Origin of the sequence: Novosphingobium sp. TCA1 (genome assembly GCF_009811895.1) — a bacterium.
Taxonomy (GTDB): domain Bacteria; phylum Pseudomonadota; class Alphaproteobacteria; order Sphingomonadales; family Sphingomonadaceae; genus Novosphingobium; species Novosphingobium panipatense_A.
In genome coordinates this window covers 1-14,907 of sequence record NZ_BLJH01000023.1, presented here as the reverse complement: position 1 = coordinate 14,907, position 14,907 = coordinate 1, and the positions used below count along the sequence as shown (strand labels likewise).

Annotated in this window: 20 protein-coding genes; 13 read left to right on the top strand and 7 right to left on the bottom strand. The window is 60.0% G+C overall.

The features are described 5' to 3' along the window. Nucleotides 1–18: 18 nt before the first annotated feature. Nucleotides 19–489 carry an IS5 family transposase gene (locus tag NTCA1_RS21275; RefSeq protein WP_086494113.1) on the bottom strand — a complete coding sequence of 157 codons (471 nt, stop codon included), beginning with the start codon at nucleotides 487–489 and terminating at the stop codon, nucleotides 19–21. A 224-nt stretch (nucleotides 490–713) separates the two neighbouring features. On the opposite strand from NTCA1_RS21275, the gene nhaA reads away from it, so the two are divergent. The 3 genes from nhaA to NTCA1_RS21260 all read left to right on the top strand — a co-directional run bounded on the left by nhaA (nucleotide 714) and on the right by NTCA1_RS21260 (nucleotide 4,714). Further along, nucleotides 714–2,030, top strand: coding sequence for a Na+/H+ antiporter NhaA (gene nhaA / locus NTCA1_RS21270; protein ID WP_236549501.1), 1,317 nt, complete (start codon nucleotides 714–716; stop codon nucleotides 2,028–2,030). Nucleotides 2,031–2,606: 576 nt separating this feature from the next. After that, nucleotides 2,607–3,515 carry a site-specific integrase gene (locus tag NTCA1_RS21265; protein WP_159831757.1) on the top strand — a complete coding sequence of 303 codons (909 nt, stop codon included), beginning with the start codon at nucleotides 2,607–2,609 and terminating at the stop codon, nucleotides 3,513–3,515. 5 nt (nucleotides 3,516–3,520) lie between these two features. Beyond that, on the top strand, nucleotides 3,521–4,714 hold the full coding sequence (locus NTCA1_RS21260) for an IS91 family transposase (RefSeq protein ID WP_159831756.1): 1,194 nt from the start codon (nucleotides 3,521–3,523) through the stop codon (nucleotides 4,712–4,714). A 373-nt stretch (nucleotides 4,715–5,087) separates the two neighbouring features. Here the strand turns inward: NTCA1_RS21260 and NTCA1_RS29165 are convergent, their stop codons facing one another. Next, the gene (locus NTCA1_RS29165) at nucleotides 5,088–5,486 is read right to left on the bottom strand and encodes a GNAT family N-acetyltransferase (RefSeq protein WP_374705211.1); all 399 of its coding nucleotides are present in this window, start codon (nucleotides 5,484–5,486) and stop codon (nucleotides 5,088–5,090) included. Between NTCA1_RS29165 and NTCA1_RS21255 the strand changes: the two genes are divergently transcribed. The 5 genes from NTCA1_RS21255 (at nucleotide 5,479) to NTCA1_RS21235 (ending at nucleotide 8,854) form a co-directional block, all read left to right on the top strand. Beyond that, nucleotides 5,479–5,820, top strand: a complete 342-nt coding sequence (locus tag NTCA1_RS21255) for a hypothetical protein (protein WP_159831755.1) — start codon at nucleotides 5,479–5,481, stop codon at nucleotides 5,818–5,820. The two genes, NTCA1_RS29165 and NTCA1_RS21255, sit on opposite strands and share 8 nt — an antisense overlap. Further along, the gene (locus NTCA1_RS21250; RefSeq protein ID WP_159831754.1) at nucleotides 5,820–6,671 is read left to right on the top strand and encodes an SDR family oxidoreductase; all 852 of its coding nucleotides are present in this window, start codon (nucleotides 5,820–5,822) and stop codon (nucleotides 6,669–6,671) included. Before NTCA1_RS21255 ends, NTCA1_RS21250 begins: the two co-directional genes overlap by 1 nt. Before the next feature lie 82 nt (nucleotides 6,672–6,753). Continuing rightward, nucleotides 6,754–6,891 carry a DUF2945 domain-containing protein gene (locus NTCA1_RS21245; protein WP_159831753.1) on the top strand — a complete coding sequence of 46 codons (138 nt, stop codon included), beginning with the start codon at nucleotides 6,754–6,756 and terminating at the stop codon, nucleotides 6,889–6,891. 182 nt (nucleotides 6,892–7,073) lie between these two features. Continuing rightward, on the top strand, nucleotides 7,074–7,988 hold the full coding sequence (locus NTCA1_RS21240; protein ID WP_159831752.1) for a diacylglycerol kinase family protein: 915 nt from the start codon (nucleotides 7,074–7,076) through the stop codon (nucleotides 7,986–7,988). Beyond that, complete coding sequence (locus NTCA1_RS21235) at nucleotides 7,988–8,854, top strand: inositol monophosphatase family protein (protein WP_159831751.1); 867 nt, start codon at nucleotides 7,988–7,990, stop codon at nucleotides 8,852–8,854. The genes NTCA1_RS21240 and NTCA1_RS21235 overlap by 1 nt, the downstream gene beginning before the upstream one ends. 39 nt (nucleotides 8,855–8,893) lie before the next feature. Here the strand turns inward: NTCA1_RS21235 and NTCA1_RS21230 are convergent, their stop codons facing one another. The 3 genes from NTCA1_RS21230 to NTCA1_RS21220 all read right to left on the bottom strand — a co-directional run bounded on the left by NTCA1_RS21230 (nucleotide 8,894) and on the right by NTCA1_RS21220 (nucleotide 10,942). After that, nucleotides 8,894–9,871, bottom strand: coding sequence for a sensor histidine kinase (locus NTCA1_RS21230; RefSeq protein ID WP_159831750.1), 978 nt, complete (start codon nucleotides 9,869–9,871; stop codon nucleotides 8,894–8,896). A 132-nt stretch (nucleotides 9,872–10,003) separates the two neighbouring features. Beyond that, the gene (locus NTCA1_RS21225; protein WP_306439312.1) at nucleotides 10,004–10,204 is read right to left on the bottom strand and encodes a hypothetical protein; all 201 of its coding nucleotides are present in this window, start codon (nucleotides 10,202–10,204) and stop codon (nucleotides 10,004–10,006) included. A 15-nt stretch (nucleotides 10,205–10,219) separates the two neighbouring features. Beyond that, the gene (locus NTCA1_RS21220; RefSeq protein ID WP_086494369.1) at nucleotides 10,220–10,942 is read right to left on the bottom strand and encodes a Crp/Fnr family transcriptional regulator; all 723 of its coding nucleotides are present in this window, start codon (nucleotides 10,940–10,942) and stop codon (nucleotides 10,220–10,222) included. A gap of 214 nt (nucleotides 10,943–11,156) precedes the next feature. Between NTCA1_RS21220 and NTCA1_RS21215 the strand changes: the two genes are divergently transcribed. Together NTCA1_RS21215 and NTCA1_RS21210 are read left to right on the top strand one after the other, a co-directional pair. Continuing rightward, nucleotides 11,157–11,336, top strand: a complete 180-nt coding sequence (locus NTCA1_RS21215) for a hypothetical protein (RefSeq protein ID WP_086494355.1) — start codon at nucleotides 11,157–11,159, stop codon at nucleotides 11,334–11,336. 262 nt (nucleotides 11,337–11,598) lie between these two features. Next, complete coding sequence (locus NTCA1_RS21210) at nucleotides 11,599–11,877, top strand: hypothetical protein (protein ID WP_159831749.1); 279 nt, start codon at nucleotides 11,599–11,601, stop codon at nucleotides 11,875–11,877. 19 nt (nucleotides 11,878–11,896) lie between these two features. On the opposite strand, the gene NTCA1_RS21205 is transcribed toward NTCA1_RS21210, so the two are convergent. Further along, nucleotides 11,897–12,643 carry a Crp/Fnr family transcriptional regulator gene (locus tag NTCA1_RS21205; protein ID WP_201282558.1) on the bottom strand — a complete coding sequence of 249 codons (747 nt, stop codon included), beginning with the start codon at nucleotides 12,641–12,643 and terminating at the stop codon, nucleotides 11,897–11,899. Nucleotides 12,644–12,694: 51 nt separating this feature from the next. Further along, nucleotides 12,695–12,871, bottom strand: coding sequence for a hypothetical protein (locus tag NTCA1_RS21200; RefSeq protein WP_159831748.1), 177 nt, complete (start codon nucleotides 12,869–12,871; stop codon nucleotides 12,695–12,697). Between the two features lie 162 nt (nucleotides 12,872–13,033). Here NTCA1_RS21200 and NTCA1_RS21195 point away from each other — a divergent pair, with 162 nt between their 5' ends. Genes NTCA1_RS21195 through NTCA1_RS21185 form a run of 3 tightly spaced genes read left to right on the top strand, consistent with a single transcriptional unit; the run spans nucleotide 13,034 to nucleotide 14,647 of the window. Further along, nucleotides 13,034–13,321 carry a hypothetical protein gene (locus tag NTCA1_RS21195; RefSeq protein WP_143840541.1) on the top strand — a complete coding sequence of 96 codons (288 nt, stop codon included), beginning with the start codon at nucleotides 13,034–13,036 and terminating at the stop codon, nucleotides 13,319–13,321. Nucleotides 13,322–13,379: 58 nt separating this feature from the next. Beyond that, a complete protein-coding gene (gene gntA, locus NTCA1_RS21190) occupies nucleotides 13,380–14,060 on the top strand; it encodes a guanitoxin biosynthesis heme-dependent pre-guanitoxin N-hydroxylase GntA (RefSeq protein ID WP_159831747.1) in 681 nt (226 codons plus the stop codon). Further along, entirely contained in the window at nucleotides 14,057–14,647 is a 591-nt protein-coding gene (locus NTCA1_RS21185) for a DUF1989 domain-containing protein (protein WP_236549499.1), read from the top strand. Before gntA ends, NTCA1_RS21185 begins: the two co-directional genes overlap by 4 nt. The last annotated feature ends 260 nt before the right edge of the window (nucleotides 14,648–14,907 follow it).

Here is a 14,907-nt window from a genome sequence, read left to right as displayed (position 1 = left end):
CCTACAAGAATAAACAACTTAGGCGGCGTGGACGAATTTGAGCCAGTATCGGGCGGCGGCGATATGGACCATGCTCATGAAGCTGGCGGCAAGCTGATCATATCGCGTTGCAATGGCTCGGTTGATTTTCAAACGGCCGAACATGCGCTGGATCCGGTTCCGTTGCTTGTAGAGCGCCTGGTCATGTTCGATTCTCACCCTGCGGTTTGATCGGCCTGAAATGACGGCCTTTATGTCACGGCTCGCAAGGTCTGCGCGGATGGCATCGGCATCATAGCCCTTGTCTGCCAGCAGCGCCTTTGGCGTCTGTTCCGGAAGCGCAATCAGAGTGCCGTAGGCGTTGCAATCCGCGGCTTCGCCAACCGTCAGATGGAAGGCGAGCGGTCGCCCCCGGGCATCAGCCAGGCAGTGAAGCTTACTTATGAACCCGCCCCGCGAGCGGCCAAGAGCTCGCTGATGAGCCCCCCTTTCAGCCAGCTGCCGAGACATGGGCGTGTACCCAAGCGAATCTTCCGCTTTGGGAAATCAGCATCGTGGGCTGAGGCGCATATGTTCTGGGTTAAGTGGCTGCAACGTAAGCGCCGCCGTAACCGTTTCATAGCGGTAACGATACATCACAAACTGTTATCTTATGAAGAGCTAAAGTCGTGAGCCTAAACCCACGCGTATCAGGCCGGGTTGCGGCGCGAGCCCAGCACTCGCCGGCTGCGGGCATGGTTCAGAGATTCTCGCCGTTCTTCGCATTGGGTGAGATTTCTGGAGGGCCCTTGCTAGTGGCCTCTTTGATCGCGCTGGTTGCGGTGAATTCTCCTTGGGGCGGGGCATTTGAAGCGATATGGGACGGTGTTCTCCGGTTGAGTTATGCCGATCTCGAGATCGGCATGTCGTTGGCCAAATGGATCAATGACGGATTGATGCCGTTGTTCTTCCTGATCATCGGCACAGAGGTTAAGCGCGAATTCGTCAAGGGTTCCCTCTCTTCCTTGAAGTCAGCCGTTCTGCCGCTAGCGGGAGCGATTGGCGGACTGGTTATTCCGATCGCGTGCTTCCTCGCCATCAATTTCGGTCAGTCTACAAGCCACGGCTGGGGGATTGTCGCCGCGATGGACACAGCCTTCAGTCTCGCGATCGTAGGCGTTTTCGGCACCCGACTGCCGGTAACCGTTCGCGGTATCCTGCTCGGCTTCGCGGCAATCGACGATGTATTCGGCCTGCTTATTATCGCGTTCGCCTACACGCCCACATTCCATCCCTGGTATCTTGGTGTCGCTGCTGGAGCCTTTGCAGGAATTCTCGGCCTTCAACGGCTGCGCTGGGTGAGTTCACCTCCCTACGTTGTCCTTGGAATCCTTGTCTGGATCGGCGTCCTGGGTTCCGGCGTTCATCCAACTATCGCCGGTGTGGCCGTAGGTCTGCTGCTGCCAACCACATCGCGTCTCTCCGAACGTCGTTTCGTCGAGCGGGTACAGCGACCAATCGACAAGGTGAAAGAAGCAGCGATGGCCGCCAGTGAAGCGGACGATGCTAGCGAGGCTGACGCACATTGCCGGCAAGCTCAGCGGGGTCTCGGATATATCCACGAAATGGCTGCAGCCACTGACGAAGCCGCATCGCGCTTAATCCGCGTGCTGACTCCGTGGGTGTCGTATGTGGTGTTGCCCCTCTTTGCGTTGTCCAACATACGCGTCCGATTTGCTCCAGAGTTGCTTGCCGATGCCTGGCAGGCGCCATTGGCGGCGGGCATTATCGTGGGCTTGGCGATCGGCAAGCCCGTCGGCTTCCTATTCTTCACATGGCTTGCAGTTCGACTGCGTTTGGCTGTGCTGCCGGAGGCCATGACATGGACGGCCATGGCGGGAATTAGCGGCGTCGCCGGGATAGGTTTCACGCTCTCGTTCTTCATCGCTGAACTCGCTTTCTCAGATCAGGTTCAGTCCGAAGTTGCGGGTCTCGCCATCTTTAGCGCATCGCTGCTCGCAGCCTTTGCGGGATTTGGATTGTTCAGCCTGGCGGCCCGAAAGGAGGCTTAGGCACATAAGGCATCTCAGGAACAAGCTCCTCGCGAGCGTATCCGGTGAGCTCTTGAAAAGCGACGTTGCAAAAAACGATCGGATTGTCCTTCTGCACTGGATCGTTGATGACTATCGGCATCCTCGTAGCCCTGACAGCAGCAGCGAACGGGTCTCCGCTACCATGCTCATAGTCAAGTTCATCGGTTAGATACCAATCGTCGCGTTGTCTTAAAACCTTCCTCCAGCGATCGCCAGAGGGCCTGTCGCGGTACTAAAACAAAGTGCATATCGCCCGTTCCGCATACATTGATTAAATGACTGACATAGGTGGATCTCAACGTTCGCCAACACTGCCACAGATACAGCGCGTTAGAAAAGACCCACCCTTTGTGGCCGTTCAGGAGCCCATATTACGCTCTCAGGGGCGGACCGGCAGCTTCCTTATTCTCGATGCCTTAGATTGGCCGTTGCACGAACCGCTTCGCGGAGGGTGTAATCGGCGCGGTACCTGCATGGATCGGACGTTGCGCTGGGGTTGAGCGTCGCTGGCCTTAGGCAGACCTTGCTGGCTCCTTTCAGTCAAGGAGCCATACGATGACCGAGTCCCTTTCCACCACCCCCGTGAGCCCGCTGCGCCAGCGCCTGATCGAAGACATGGACTTGCGCCGCTTCTCCATCGAGACGAAGCGCAACTACATTCGCGACGTTGCGCGTTTCTCCGCCTGGCTCGGGCGCCCTCCCGACAAGGCCACGGCGGAAGATCTGCGCCGTTTCCAGGTCGAACAACGCGAAGAAGGGATGGCGCCCCCGACGATGAACAGCATCGTTTCCGCGCTGCGCTTCTTCTTCACGCAGACGTTGGATCGGCCGGATCTCTCGCGCCGGCTCTACCGCGAGAAGCAGGTGCGCAAGTTGCCGGTCGTGCTCAGCCGCGAGGAAGTGGCGCGCCTGCTGCAGGCGACGACCTGTCTCAAGCACCATGCCGCCCTAGCGGTTGCCTATGGCGCGGGCCTGCGCGTCGCTGAGGTGTCGATGCTCAAGGTGGGCGACGTTGACAGCGAGCGCATGCTGCTGCGGGTCGAACGCGGCAAGGGCGGCCGATTCCGTAACGCCATGCTTTCCAACGACCTGCTCACACTGCTGCGCGAATGGTGGAAGATGGGCCATCGCGAAGGCGTGCTGCACCGCGACGGATGGCTGTTCCCCGGCCAGCATCCCCTCAAGCCGATCAGCACCAAGCAACTTCACCGCGTTGTCGTCGAGGCCGCCCAGTCCGCCGGGATCGCCAAGCATGTGAGCCCACATACGCTGCGGCACAGCTTTGCCGCGCATCTGCTGGAGGACGGGATCGATATCCGGATCATCCAGACCTTGCTCGGTCATGCCAAGCTCGAGAACACCGCCTTCTACACCAAGGTGGCGACGCGCACCGTCCATGCCGTGGTCAGCCCGCTGGACAAGCTCGGGATCGTCGCTCCTGCGCCGGTGGCGCCCGACGGCTGAACGCCTTGCGCACCTCGCTCGAGGTCGCCGATATCTTCCGTAGCGCCGGGCCCGCCTACAGAACGGCCCATGCAGGGCACCTGAGCCTGGCCCAACTCAAGGTCATGGCGGCGATCGAGAGCTGTCGCACCGCAGCCCTCGGCGGGCACATCGAAGCCTGCCAGGACTGCGGTCATTGGCGGATCGCCTACAACCCCTGCCGCAACCGGCACTGCCCGAAGTGCCAGGGGGCGGCGGCGCGCGCCTGGCTCGAGGAGCGCGAGGCAGACCTGCTCCCGGTTGGCTACTTCCACGTCGTCTTCACGCTGCCCGCTGAGGTCGCCGACATCGCGTGGCAGAACAAGGCGCTGGTCTACGACCTCTTGTTCAAGGCGGCCGCGCAGACGATGCTGACCATCGCCGCCGATCCCCGGCATCTCGGTGCCCGGATCGGCATCACCGCGGTGCTGCACACCTGGGGTTCGGCAATGATGCATCATCCCCACGTGCACATGATCGTGCCGGGCGGCGGCATCGCCCCTCGCGGCACGCAGTGGATCTCCTCGCGTCCCGCCTTCCTCCTGCCTGCGCGCGTACTGGGCAAACTGTTCCGGCGCCTGTTCCTCACCCGGCTGAACGTGCTGCATGATGCCGGCAAGCTCGCCTTCTTCGGCTCCATCGCCCATCTCTCGGACCGCTCTGCCTTCCAGCGCCATCTCAGACCCGCGCGAGGCAAGCGCTGGGTCGTTTACGCCAAGCCACCTTTTGCCGGCCCGCAGGCCGTACTCGCCTACCTGTCGCGCTACACGCACCGCGTGGCCATCTCGAACCCGCGCCTGGTCCGCTTCGACGAGGCGGGCGTGGCCTTCCGATACAAGGACTATCGCCGCAATGGGCCCGATCGCCAGCGGGTCATGACGTTGACCGCCAACGAGTTCATTCGCCGCTTCCTGCTCCACGTCCTGCCGCGTGGCTTCCACCGCATCCGCCATTACGGCCTGCTCGCCAGCGCCGCGCGCCACGACAATCTTGCCCTCGCCCGTCGCCTGCTTGCCGTCACGCCAGAGGCTGAGGAGCCAGAGCCCGAAGCCGAGCCCGACACCTGTGCACCATGCCCGTGCTGTGGGGGGCGCATGATCGTTATCGAAACCTTCCCACGCTGGAGCCAGCCCCGCGCGCCGCCCAGCCCCAGCCCGCAAATCCGGGAGTGCGTCGCATGACCCGGCATGGATCAACTCGCTCACGGGTCGCAGCAAACTCGCTTCGGCCGCCGGCTTGCCTTGCGCTTATCGGCCAGAACCGAGCTCCCGTGCCGATTGGATCATGTGATCGAACGGTTATCCCCCCGTCGATCCGCCGGCGAAATCGGCCCATTGCGGGCCGGTTGATGAGGCTCGTACCGCAACTCGTCGCCCGTTCCGACGGGCCCAAAAGCAAAACACCCATAGATCGGTAATCGGGGCCCGCGGGTTCGTGCCTCGGAGACTTTCGTACGCCTGCCGGCGCCCGAAACTCTTCACGGTAGGCGACTGTCGCCTTTGGAGCGCAGATATAGAGATAGTTGCCGCTCAGGTGCGTCGCTTACCGACCAACTTAAGCCGTTCCCCTCGGATTGCCGGAATGGCGGCTCCCGACAAAAAATAGGACAAATTGCGGTTTTATGAGATTTAACTCGCACTGGCCATTCCGGAACCGCCAACAAAGTGGCCCTTTACTCCGACGGACTCGTAACAACGTACCCGACGCGCAAACCCGGTTTGAACCCGATCTGCTGATGGAACCTATGTGCCCTGGGATCAGGGCGAGGGCTCTGCATGAGGACATGATGGCAATAAGCCGCCCACGCATGATTACCGCCCACGCATGATTAATCGCGTTCGACACGACAGCTCTACCCAAGCCCCGTCCCTGATAATTGGCGTGTGTCATTAAGTCTTCCAGGAAGCCGTGCGAACGCCCTTGCCTTACTAGGTTTGGGGCAGTGATGAGCATGCACGTCTATGAAATGATTCCGTCGATCTCCGCAACGAGGACGACGCTGCTCTCGCTCTTTAAGGACGTCATGGGCGCGTATCCTTTAGCGGAGTTCGGGCCATGCGGCGACATCACACACATCTCAGCTAATGCTTGGCTTGATGTCAAGCGCCGCGACCCACACGGCTTCGCTCAAGCGCACGCCCTGCTCGCCGAAAGTCCCGGACAGAACGACGATCATGGCATGAGTGATGTCCTTTGCGTCTTGGCGACCGCGGGATGCGACCGCCGGATCGTTTCGGAAAGAACTCCTGGGCATTCGGCGGGTTCTGAAGATGAAGGAGATGGCTGATGAGCGACACCGCCCGAATGATACACGAGGATGCCCTGCCTGGTCATGAGAGCACGCTCTTGCCAAAGCCCGACTGGCAGCCCCGCTACAAAGGGTCGGATCGCCTGGCCGGAAAAGTAGCGATCATCACCGGCGCGGACAGCGGGATAGGGCGGGCAGTTGCCGCGCTCTATGCTCGTGAGGGCGCGAACGTCGCGATTGTCTATCTGCTCGAAGATGACGATGCGGCGGAGACGAAGCGCATCGTCGAAGCAGAAGGCCGCAAGGCGATCACCATACGAGGCGATCTTGGCGAGAAGACCTTTTGCGACGACGTTGTTTCCCGGACGCTGGAGGCGTTCGGCAAGATCGACGTCATCGTCAATAATGCGGGCGAGCAGCACCCCGACAAGGACATCGTCGACATAAGCGAAGATCAGCTTCGGCGGACTTTCCAGAGCAACATCTTCAGCATGTTCTTTCTTGTCCAGGCCGCGCGGCCGCATCTGAAGGCGGGCGCGGCCATCGTCAATTGCACCAGCGTGACCATGTATCAGGGCAGCGCGGAATTGCTTGATTACAGCGCGACCAAGGGCGCCATAACCGCTTTCACCCGCTCGCTGTCGGAAAACCTCATCGGGGATGGCATCCGCGTGAATGCCGTCGCGCCCGGCCCCATCTGGACGCCGCTCAACCCGTGCGGAGGTGCCAGCCCGGAAAAGCTGGAGCATTTTGGCGAAAGCACGCCGATGGGCCGCCCGGGACAGCCCAACGAGGTGGCGCCGTCCTTCTTGTTCTTGGCCTGTGACGACTCCAGCTACATGTCTGGACAGGTTCTCCATCCCAATGGCGGCAGTATTATCAACGGTTGAGCGGTCGCCTGTGCGCGCAAAAAAAGGAGAGAGGATGCCATGGCAAAGACATTGAAGAGCGGCGACGCGGTGACATGGAAAAGTGGTCGGGAAACTGACCGAGCCCTCCCAGATCAAGGGCCATAAGGTCGCGGCGTCCAAGGCCAATCCCGAGTTCCTGGTGGAGACCGAGGAAGGCAAGCGCGCGGCACACAAACCGGGCGCGCTTCGAAAAAGTTAGGATCCTACGGCAAGGCAGGCCTTACGCGCATAGAAGTAGGCTGAACAGCCAAGGCAATCCGCTATGGTCCAAACACCCATGTCACGGTCTGTGCAAAAGGAGGCATTCGCGGTTGTTTTCAAATACCGCGTGACAATTCGTTTCTGCCAGGAACCCGGGCGCTTCATGCTCTTTGGCATGTAATGCATGACCCTTCACCATCTGGCGTGCCCTTGGCGCTCGTCGTTCACAATAGCGATGCCGGAACGGATCCCGTGCCGCGCGCGGACATCGAAGCCGTGTTGCAAGCTGCCGGTATGCGCACGCTTTACTGCGCCCATGGGAAGGACGACCTGGCCGCCGCCCTCGCATCGCCGTTTGACCTGGTCGTATGCGCGGGGGGCGACGGCACATTGGCTCACGTGGCTTCCTCTCTCGAACAAGTCGAGCGCCCCATCGGCGTACTGCCGCTTGGAGGTTCCAACAACATCGCCCATGCTCTCGATGTAGAAGGAGACTGGCGCGATTTGCCTAGACGATGGTCGCTCGATCGCTGGACCCTGCTCGACCGCTGCGAAGCCGATGGTCCCTGGGGGCGTCGGCGTTTCGTGGAGGCGGTGGGCGCAGGCCTCCTCTCGGATTCGTTCGACAATGTGGACGGCGAGCCCGGCACGCCGTCCGAGAAACGTGCCAACGGCCGCAAGGCGTTTCGCACTGCTCTGGAAAAGGCAGCCCCCTTCCCTTGCCGGATCGAAGCGGCGGATTGGTGCTGGGAGGGGGACTGCCTGATGGTGGAAGTTATGAGCATTCCCTACGTCGGCGCCCGTCTCAGGCTTGCCGCGGATGGAGACCCGGCAGACGGCCTGTTCGACGTGATACTGGTTACGCCGAAAGACCGCGCCAGGATGCTCGCGTGGTGCAAAGCGCCCGACGATGCGCCCTGCCCGATCGAAGCCCGCCGGGCCTCAATGGTCAGGCTGGCCGTGAACGACCTGTCCTTCAGGCTCGACGACCGGTCGCCCGACGAGCGGCTTTCCGGCGTGGTGACCGCACGCTTCCGGCCGCAGCCGGTGCGCATCCTCGTGCCCGCGCGGAATTTACCGCAGGAGAACGCTTGATGGCTGACGTACTCGACGAAGGACTGCTTGCTGAACTGGAGACGATCGCAGTCGAACTTGCCCGGCTTGGCGGACAGGAGATACGTGCCGCGCTCGGGAAGATGCAGGAGGTTCGCTACAAAGGTGCAGCCTCCGACCCTCTGCGCTTTACCGACCCGGTGTCCGACGTCGATGCGCGGGTGGAGTACATGATCCGCGAGCGCCTTGCCGAAAGTTTCCCCGACCATGACATCATCGGCGAGGAAATGGATCACCGTCCGGGCCGCGGCCATGACTTCCTCTGGGCAGTGGATCCCATCGACGGGACCGCCAACTTCATCAACGGTTTTCCGCTCTTCGCCTCATCCGTTGGCCTCCTGTTTCGCGGTAGCCCGGTGGTGGGTGCATTGTGGTGCAGTTCGAGCCATACTCTCGAGGCAGGGATCTACCACGCCGTCGCAGGGCGGGATCTGCGGTTTAACGGCGCGCCCCACGCTCCTGCCCGCAGCCCTCTCGTTCGCAGGCGACTGGGCGGCGAGCCCTACGCCGACCGGCAGCGCCTGAGCTGGGACGGTCGCAAGACCGGCTCGGCGGCGATCGAATGTGCCTTCGTCGCAGCCGGCCTTCTCGAGATGGCATGGTTCGAGCGGCCCAACATCTGGGATGTCGCCGGCGGCCTCGCACTCGTGCTGGCAAGCGGCGGCAAAGCGATGGAACGTGGTGCCGATGCCTGGCGAAACTTCCAAAGCTTTGCGCAAGGTGAGCGCGAACTGGCAGACTGGACCATGCCTTTGGCCATAGGCAGCGAGCAAGCCCTCGGCGAATTCACGGCCTCCAGATCGCAAATTTCCGAAGCCCTTGCCGGACCTGGATCCGATCGGTCTTGAAGGCACCGTCAACAACGCAAAAAGCGGACGGCTAGCCCGTCACCGTGAGATCGACCTCGCTGGAATACGGAGCGTGACGACTCGCTCACAGCCTTCCCAGACAACGTCCATGCTAGCCTCCAGTCCGCGAATAGCGGCGCGCACGAGCTGGGTGCCGAACCCGCTTCGGGCTTCGTCCGGGCTTCCGCCCTTCTCACACCAGCGTATGATAATGTGACTATCCTCATATTCAAAGTCGATATTGAGAGTGCCGCCGGGCTTCGACAGACCGCCGTATTTCACCGCGTTCGTCGCCAACTCGTGAAACAGCAACGCCAATGACGTGGCGCTACCGGGGCCCACAGCAGTCGGACAGGAAGCAAGACAGATCCGCTCGGCATCGCGATAGGGTGCAAGCACAGCGTCGATCAGCTCCGAAAGAGAAGCATCGGGCTTTGCTTGCCCATCCACGGCATCGATCGGCAGCAAAACAAGCCTCTGCGCAGCATCCAACGCGGCAATCCGGCTGCTCAGATCGCTCACGAATGCGTCGATCGAGCCATCCCTTGGACCAATGCGCACCAAGGCTTGGATCGTCGAGAGAAGGTTCTTGATGCGATGCTGCATTTCTCGCACCAGGAGTTCCTGCTCCTGCGTATAGCGCACCCGCTCGCCGATGCCGCGTGCGATCTTTGAGGCGCCAATAATTTCGCCCTTCGCATCGCGGACAGGAGAAATCGTCACTTCGATATGGATGAGTTCGCCGTCACTACGACGCCGAATGGTTGCCATCTGCTCGATGCGCTCACCAGCCCGCAATCGGGCGATGATGGCGGCTTCCTCATCAAGCCGATCCTCGGGAATGATGATGGTGATCGGCTGACCGATAGCCTGGTCCGCTGTATAACCGAAGAGCCTTTCAGCGCCGGTATTCCAGCTCGTTATGACACCGTCGAGCGTCTTGCTGAGGATAGCATCGCTCGAACTCTCGACGACGGCCTTGAGCCATGCCCCGGCATCAGGATCGGCACCAAACACCCCGCCTCCAGTATCTGCAAACCGGTACGGGCTGCTGTTCGCATCATCCCTTCGGTTCTCCAATGCCGATCATCGTAGGCAAGCGAACAAAAGTGGACAATGGCTGGTCAGGCGCTGACTTTATAACATTTATCAATCTCGCGGCGTCGAACCGCCGCTTTTATGTTCCGATGCTTCTCGCCCTGCCCTGACCAGGCTTTCGCCAGTCGCGATCGCGGCTTCGGGCGTAAGGGTAATGGCGATGCCGTTAGGACCGTCCAGCAGGACGTGGCCGTCCTCCACACTGGCAATACCAGGTTCGTCATATGGCTGCATTGGCGGGTACGGCATCATGATCCAGCTCCTGTATTACGTCGGCGCGACCGGGTCCAGATAGAGATACCGCGGATCGAAGTCCGCCCGCCTGATGAGCTGGGCGAGATCGATGATCTCTACCAGCGATGCGCGCATCTGGCATAACCCAGCTTCGCGCAACTGTCGCAGCACGCGATTGGTGTGGACGGTTGTAAGGCCGCAGATTTCAGCGATGTCAGCCTGGGTCAAGGACAGGGCGAAACGATGACCGTCGGAAAGGCCGACAGCCTGAAGCCTTGCGTTCATTTCGCACAAGAAATGGGCCACTCGGCCAACCGCATCGAGACGCCCTACGCGAAAAAGCCAAGCCCGGTGCATGGCTGCGTCAATGAGCGTCGAAAACCAGAGCTTGCGGGCCAGTTCGGGCCTCGGATCGATCACTTCCTTCAATGCCGCATGGGGAACTATGGCCACGGTCGCAGCCGTGAGCGTGCCGATGCTGTGGTCGAGCCGCTTCATGGGAAACGCATGAAGATCGACGAATTCACCGGGCACATGCACGGCAACCAACTGGCGAAGCCCCCTACGGTCATCGATGTAGCGCGACATGATCCCTTCGATCAGCATCGTGCTGACATCGACCTTCGTTTCGGCATGGATGAGGGTTTGACGCGCTTCGATCGTGCGCACCTCGCTGATGATTCCTTCGAGCAGCGCGCGCTCAGCGTCAGTCAGATTGACGCCGCGACGATTCGCAAGAAGGCGGTCCATGAACATTTCCGTACTGTCTCCAAAAGGCAGGTCGGACGCTCATAGAACCGCTTAGTCCCGGCGGTGATCCCAAGGACCCCACAAATCGTCATAATCAATGTTAATCACCGAAGCGAAATGGGCCTTTTCAGCCGAGCGGCGAGAAATCGCTTTGGAACCTGCGGCCAGTCTCGCGCGCTTCATGATGCAGAAACAATTTGCAGCATGAGAGGAGAATGCGATGAGTATTGAAGGCAAGGCCAAGGAAGTTGCCGGTTACGTGAAGGAAGAAATGAACGAGCACGGCAAGTCTCCAGAAAGCCAGAAGAAGGCGCAGGAAGGCCGAGATCTGCGCAACGAAGGTCGGATCGAGGACGGCAAGCCGCCCAAGACGTCCGAGCCGGGTACCGGCGCTGAATAATTTGCAAGATGCCCCCGCTTTGGCGGGGGCATTCTTTTGCGCTGTGCTGCTTCAACAAACGCCAAGCTTCTATCAACAGACGCATCCTGCTTGATGCGTCCTCAAGCCCAAGCATTTGCCCTTGAGATCGACGCTCAAGCTGTTGGATCGGAGAGGCAATTCCAGCTGGCGACCATCGTCCGACTTTTTCCTCATAACTTGATCTATGTGATGATGGGCCGACTTGAAGCCAGCTAGACGCGCGCTCGGATCACTCCGATCGATGAAGGTTAAATCGCAGGCAATGGCAGCGCGTTCATTTCAAATTGAAAAAGCTCTCCTCCAATTCGAAGGCGCGATATTCTGTATGCGGGATATCGTCGCGCAGGTTCTAGTTCAAACGCCAGGTGTGCATGCAGATACGATGATACAGCAGCTGGCAGACCGTGCCCATATGTTCGCTGAACAACTCGGACCCGAAAGGCTGACGGGTTACATCGACGAACTGCAAATGTTCCGCACGGAAATTGGCGAGATCAAGGTTCCTACCGAACACGCCTGATGCAGGAACCAGAGCTTTCTCAGTAATTTGCGTCGATAAAGGAGCCTTCGTGGCCTAGGTGCAGGTAGTTCGGGTTGAACATGGCTGCCTTTTCCAGCCGACCCAGATCCAGAACCTGAAGACGCCGCCCCCGCAGCTCGATAAGTTGATTGCGGCGCAGATCCTGGATCGTTCGATTGACGTGAACCTGAGTCAATCCGGTGGCTTCCGCAATCTCGGCCTGGGTCATGGGGAATTCGCATCCATTGGCATCGGTCTGTCCGATCGTCCGCAACCGCATGAAAATCTCGCAGAAAAGGTGGGCAATTCTTTCATAGGCCGTGCGCTGGCCGATATTGGTGGTCCATTCCCGCTGGGTTGCCACCGTCACCAGCTCGCTCCACCAGAGCGCCTGGGAAATTCGCGGCGAATTTTCCATGATTTCCTGAAATTCGAACTGAGAAATCTCTGCCAATTTCACTTGTGTGACGGTCGAGAGCGAATGATCCATCTTCCTCAGAATGAAGACGTTGGTGTCGCAGAGGTCTCCCGCAACGAAGAATGACAATATCTGCCGCCGTCCGTCCGCCAATTGCTTGTAGCGCTGCGCCCAACCGTCGAGAATGACATTGACGAACCGGGGGCGGTCCCCCTCGCTGATGATGTCGTGCCGAGGTGGAAGAACCCGAACCCGCTTCGTCAGCGCCTTTGCGAGCATTTCCCTGTCATCTGCGGAGAGCCTGACGAAGGCGGAAAGATGTAGTGTCAGGAAGTTAGCTTGCGTCACGAGCGGCCGATCGATTCTCTAGTGTTATTAGTCAATTGGATTGATTAGCCCTTATCGAGATTGCCCATCGGCTTTTCGCGCCTGACGGATCCGTCGGAGCGCCTTGGTCTGTTCTTCTTCGCCCTCGACAACCAGATCCGGTCTGCCCGATAGCTCGCCGACTAATCTTTTGGCATAGCCTTTCATGATCTTGGCTGCGCCGCGAACCTCTTCCTCTTCGTCGGCCATTACTATCTCCTGTAGATCGCCGTTCATGCCTTACCTAACGGGCGCGGAGAAGCTGCGTTCCTGCTCCGGCGGCGGAAGCGTCCAATCGCAGCGCCCGCGCATTGGGTGGGACCGGGAACGACTACGACCCCGGCGCGCTTATCGTTACAACGTCGAACGAGGGTGAGCGCGACGCTCACGGCCGGCGCAGCCAATGGCGGCGTTACGCCATACGCTCAGGTAAAGATTTGCCGCGCCGAAGAACGACGATTTGCCGACCGGAAGGGATTTGCGATGACAGGCGATAGAAACAAGCCAAGTTCGCGAAAATTGGGCCGTGCAGGAGTGATGGTGGCGGCGATCGTTCTTGCTGTCATTGTTCTTGTCTTCGCCGGGCGCAACATCTGGCATGCCGAGCAACTCGAGCAAGAGCAGCGGACGGGCGTGAAGGAGCGCAGCGGTCTCAACTGATACTGAACAAGCGGCCACAACTTTTTTGGTGACCGAAAACGACAACCCTGGAGAGGACATGCGTTTTTTCAGCCCCCCTCACGCGCTCTGGAGAGAGCGCTTCGAGAAGTTCATTCTCGCGCAGGACTTTCCCTGCGTAGGCGCGAAATCCGCGCTATCGCGCGGAACGCTGTCGATCGAGGTTTGCCATTCCATCAAGAGCAGCTGGGACGATCTCGTCATCTACGAACGGCTTCTCGACTGGTCAGCGCAATATCGCGATAATCCAGGGCTGTTCCGAAGTCTCGCTTTCATCTTCGCGGACGATGACCGGCTTGCCGAAGATGCCTTCGAACAGGCGCTCTGGCAGCGGGTACAATCGCTCGCCGACAAGGATGCATGGCTTGGTCTACCATATGACGAACGGGTCAGCAGCGATCCGCTCGATCCGCACTTTTCCCTGAGCTTCGGCGGCGAGGCCTTTTTCGTAGTCGGCCTTCATCCGGGAGCGAGCAGGCCTGCCCGCCGCTTCGCGCGGCCGGTCATGGTCTTCAATCTCCACGACCAGTTCGAGCAATTGCGCGCGGAGGGGCGCTATGAAAAGATCCGGGAAACAATCCTTGAGCGCGACGTGAAAATCGCAGGTTCAGTCAATCCAATGCTCGCCCGACATGGGGAAGCAAGCGAGGCCGCGCAGTATAGTGGCCGTCAGGTCGGCCCGGATTGGCAATGCCCCTTTCATGATCCGAGGTCCGCATGACACAGATGGCAAACCGGATCCCGCCTCGTACCGGCACAGCCTTTCCCCTCGCCCGCGGACAATTGCTGACGGTCATTGATCCGCTTGGTACTCAGGTTTCCGACCTTCTGGCGTTTTCGGCGCACGATGTGCGGGAAGTCATCAGCAACGGGCGGACATTCGACTACGAGGAAACTTTGCGGCTCACGAGCGGAAACCGGTTATGGTCCAACCGGTCCCGTGTCCTGATGACGATCGAGGCGGACAGCGTGGGTTGCCATGATTTTCTCCTGACGCCTTGCAGCACGCACACCTTTCGTCACTTCTATCCCGACAAGCCCGAACACCGCGGCTGTTTCGGCAATCTCCTTGAAGCGCTGGCACCTCACGGCATCTGCGGCGACGATATTCCCGTCGCCTTCAACTGCTTCATGAATGTTCCCGTCGATGCGAACGGCCGGATTTCCGTGTCACCCCCGCCCAGCCGACCAGGAGACAGCATTTCGTTTCGGGCAGAGGATGATTTGATCATCGGCCTGACCGCGTGCTCCGCCTATGCGAGCAATGGCGGCACCTTCAAGCCGATCGATTATCGTATCGAGGCCTGATCGCTGAGCCCCGCCAAGCCACTTCGGCAAAGCGACCAAACCTCTATGTAACGGGGGCATGGGCCAGGCCGCTATGATGGCGGAGCGGCGGAACGTCGCGTGATGGCGAAGCCGGCCCTTTCTGGCCGTTGGCTGGAACGGTAGCAATGTGCCAGCCCCGGTCAAAAGCGGACTGTCCGTTTAGGAGCGTGGCATTTTCCTAGGTCGTAGACTCATAAGCACGGAGCCACAGCCGCATTGAGGCGAGCTGGACCATGGCC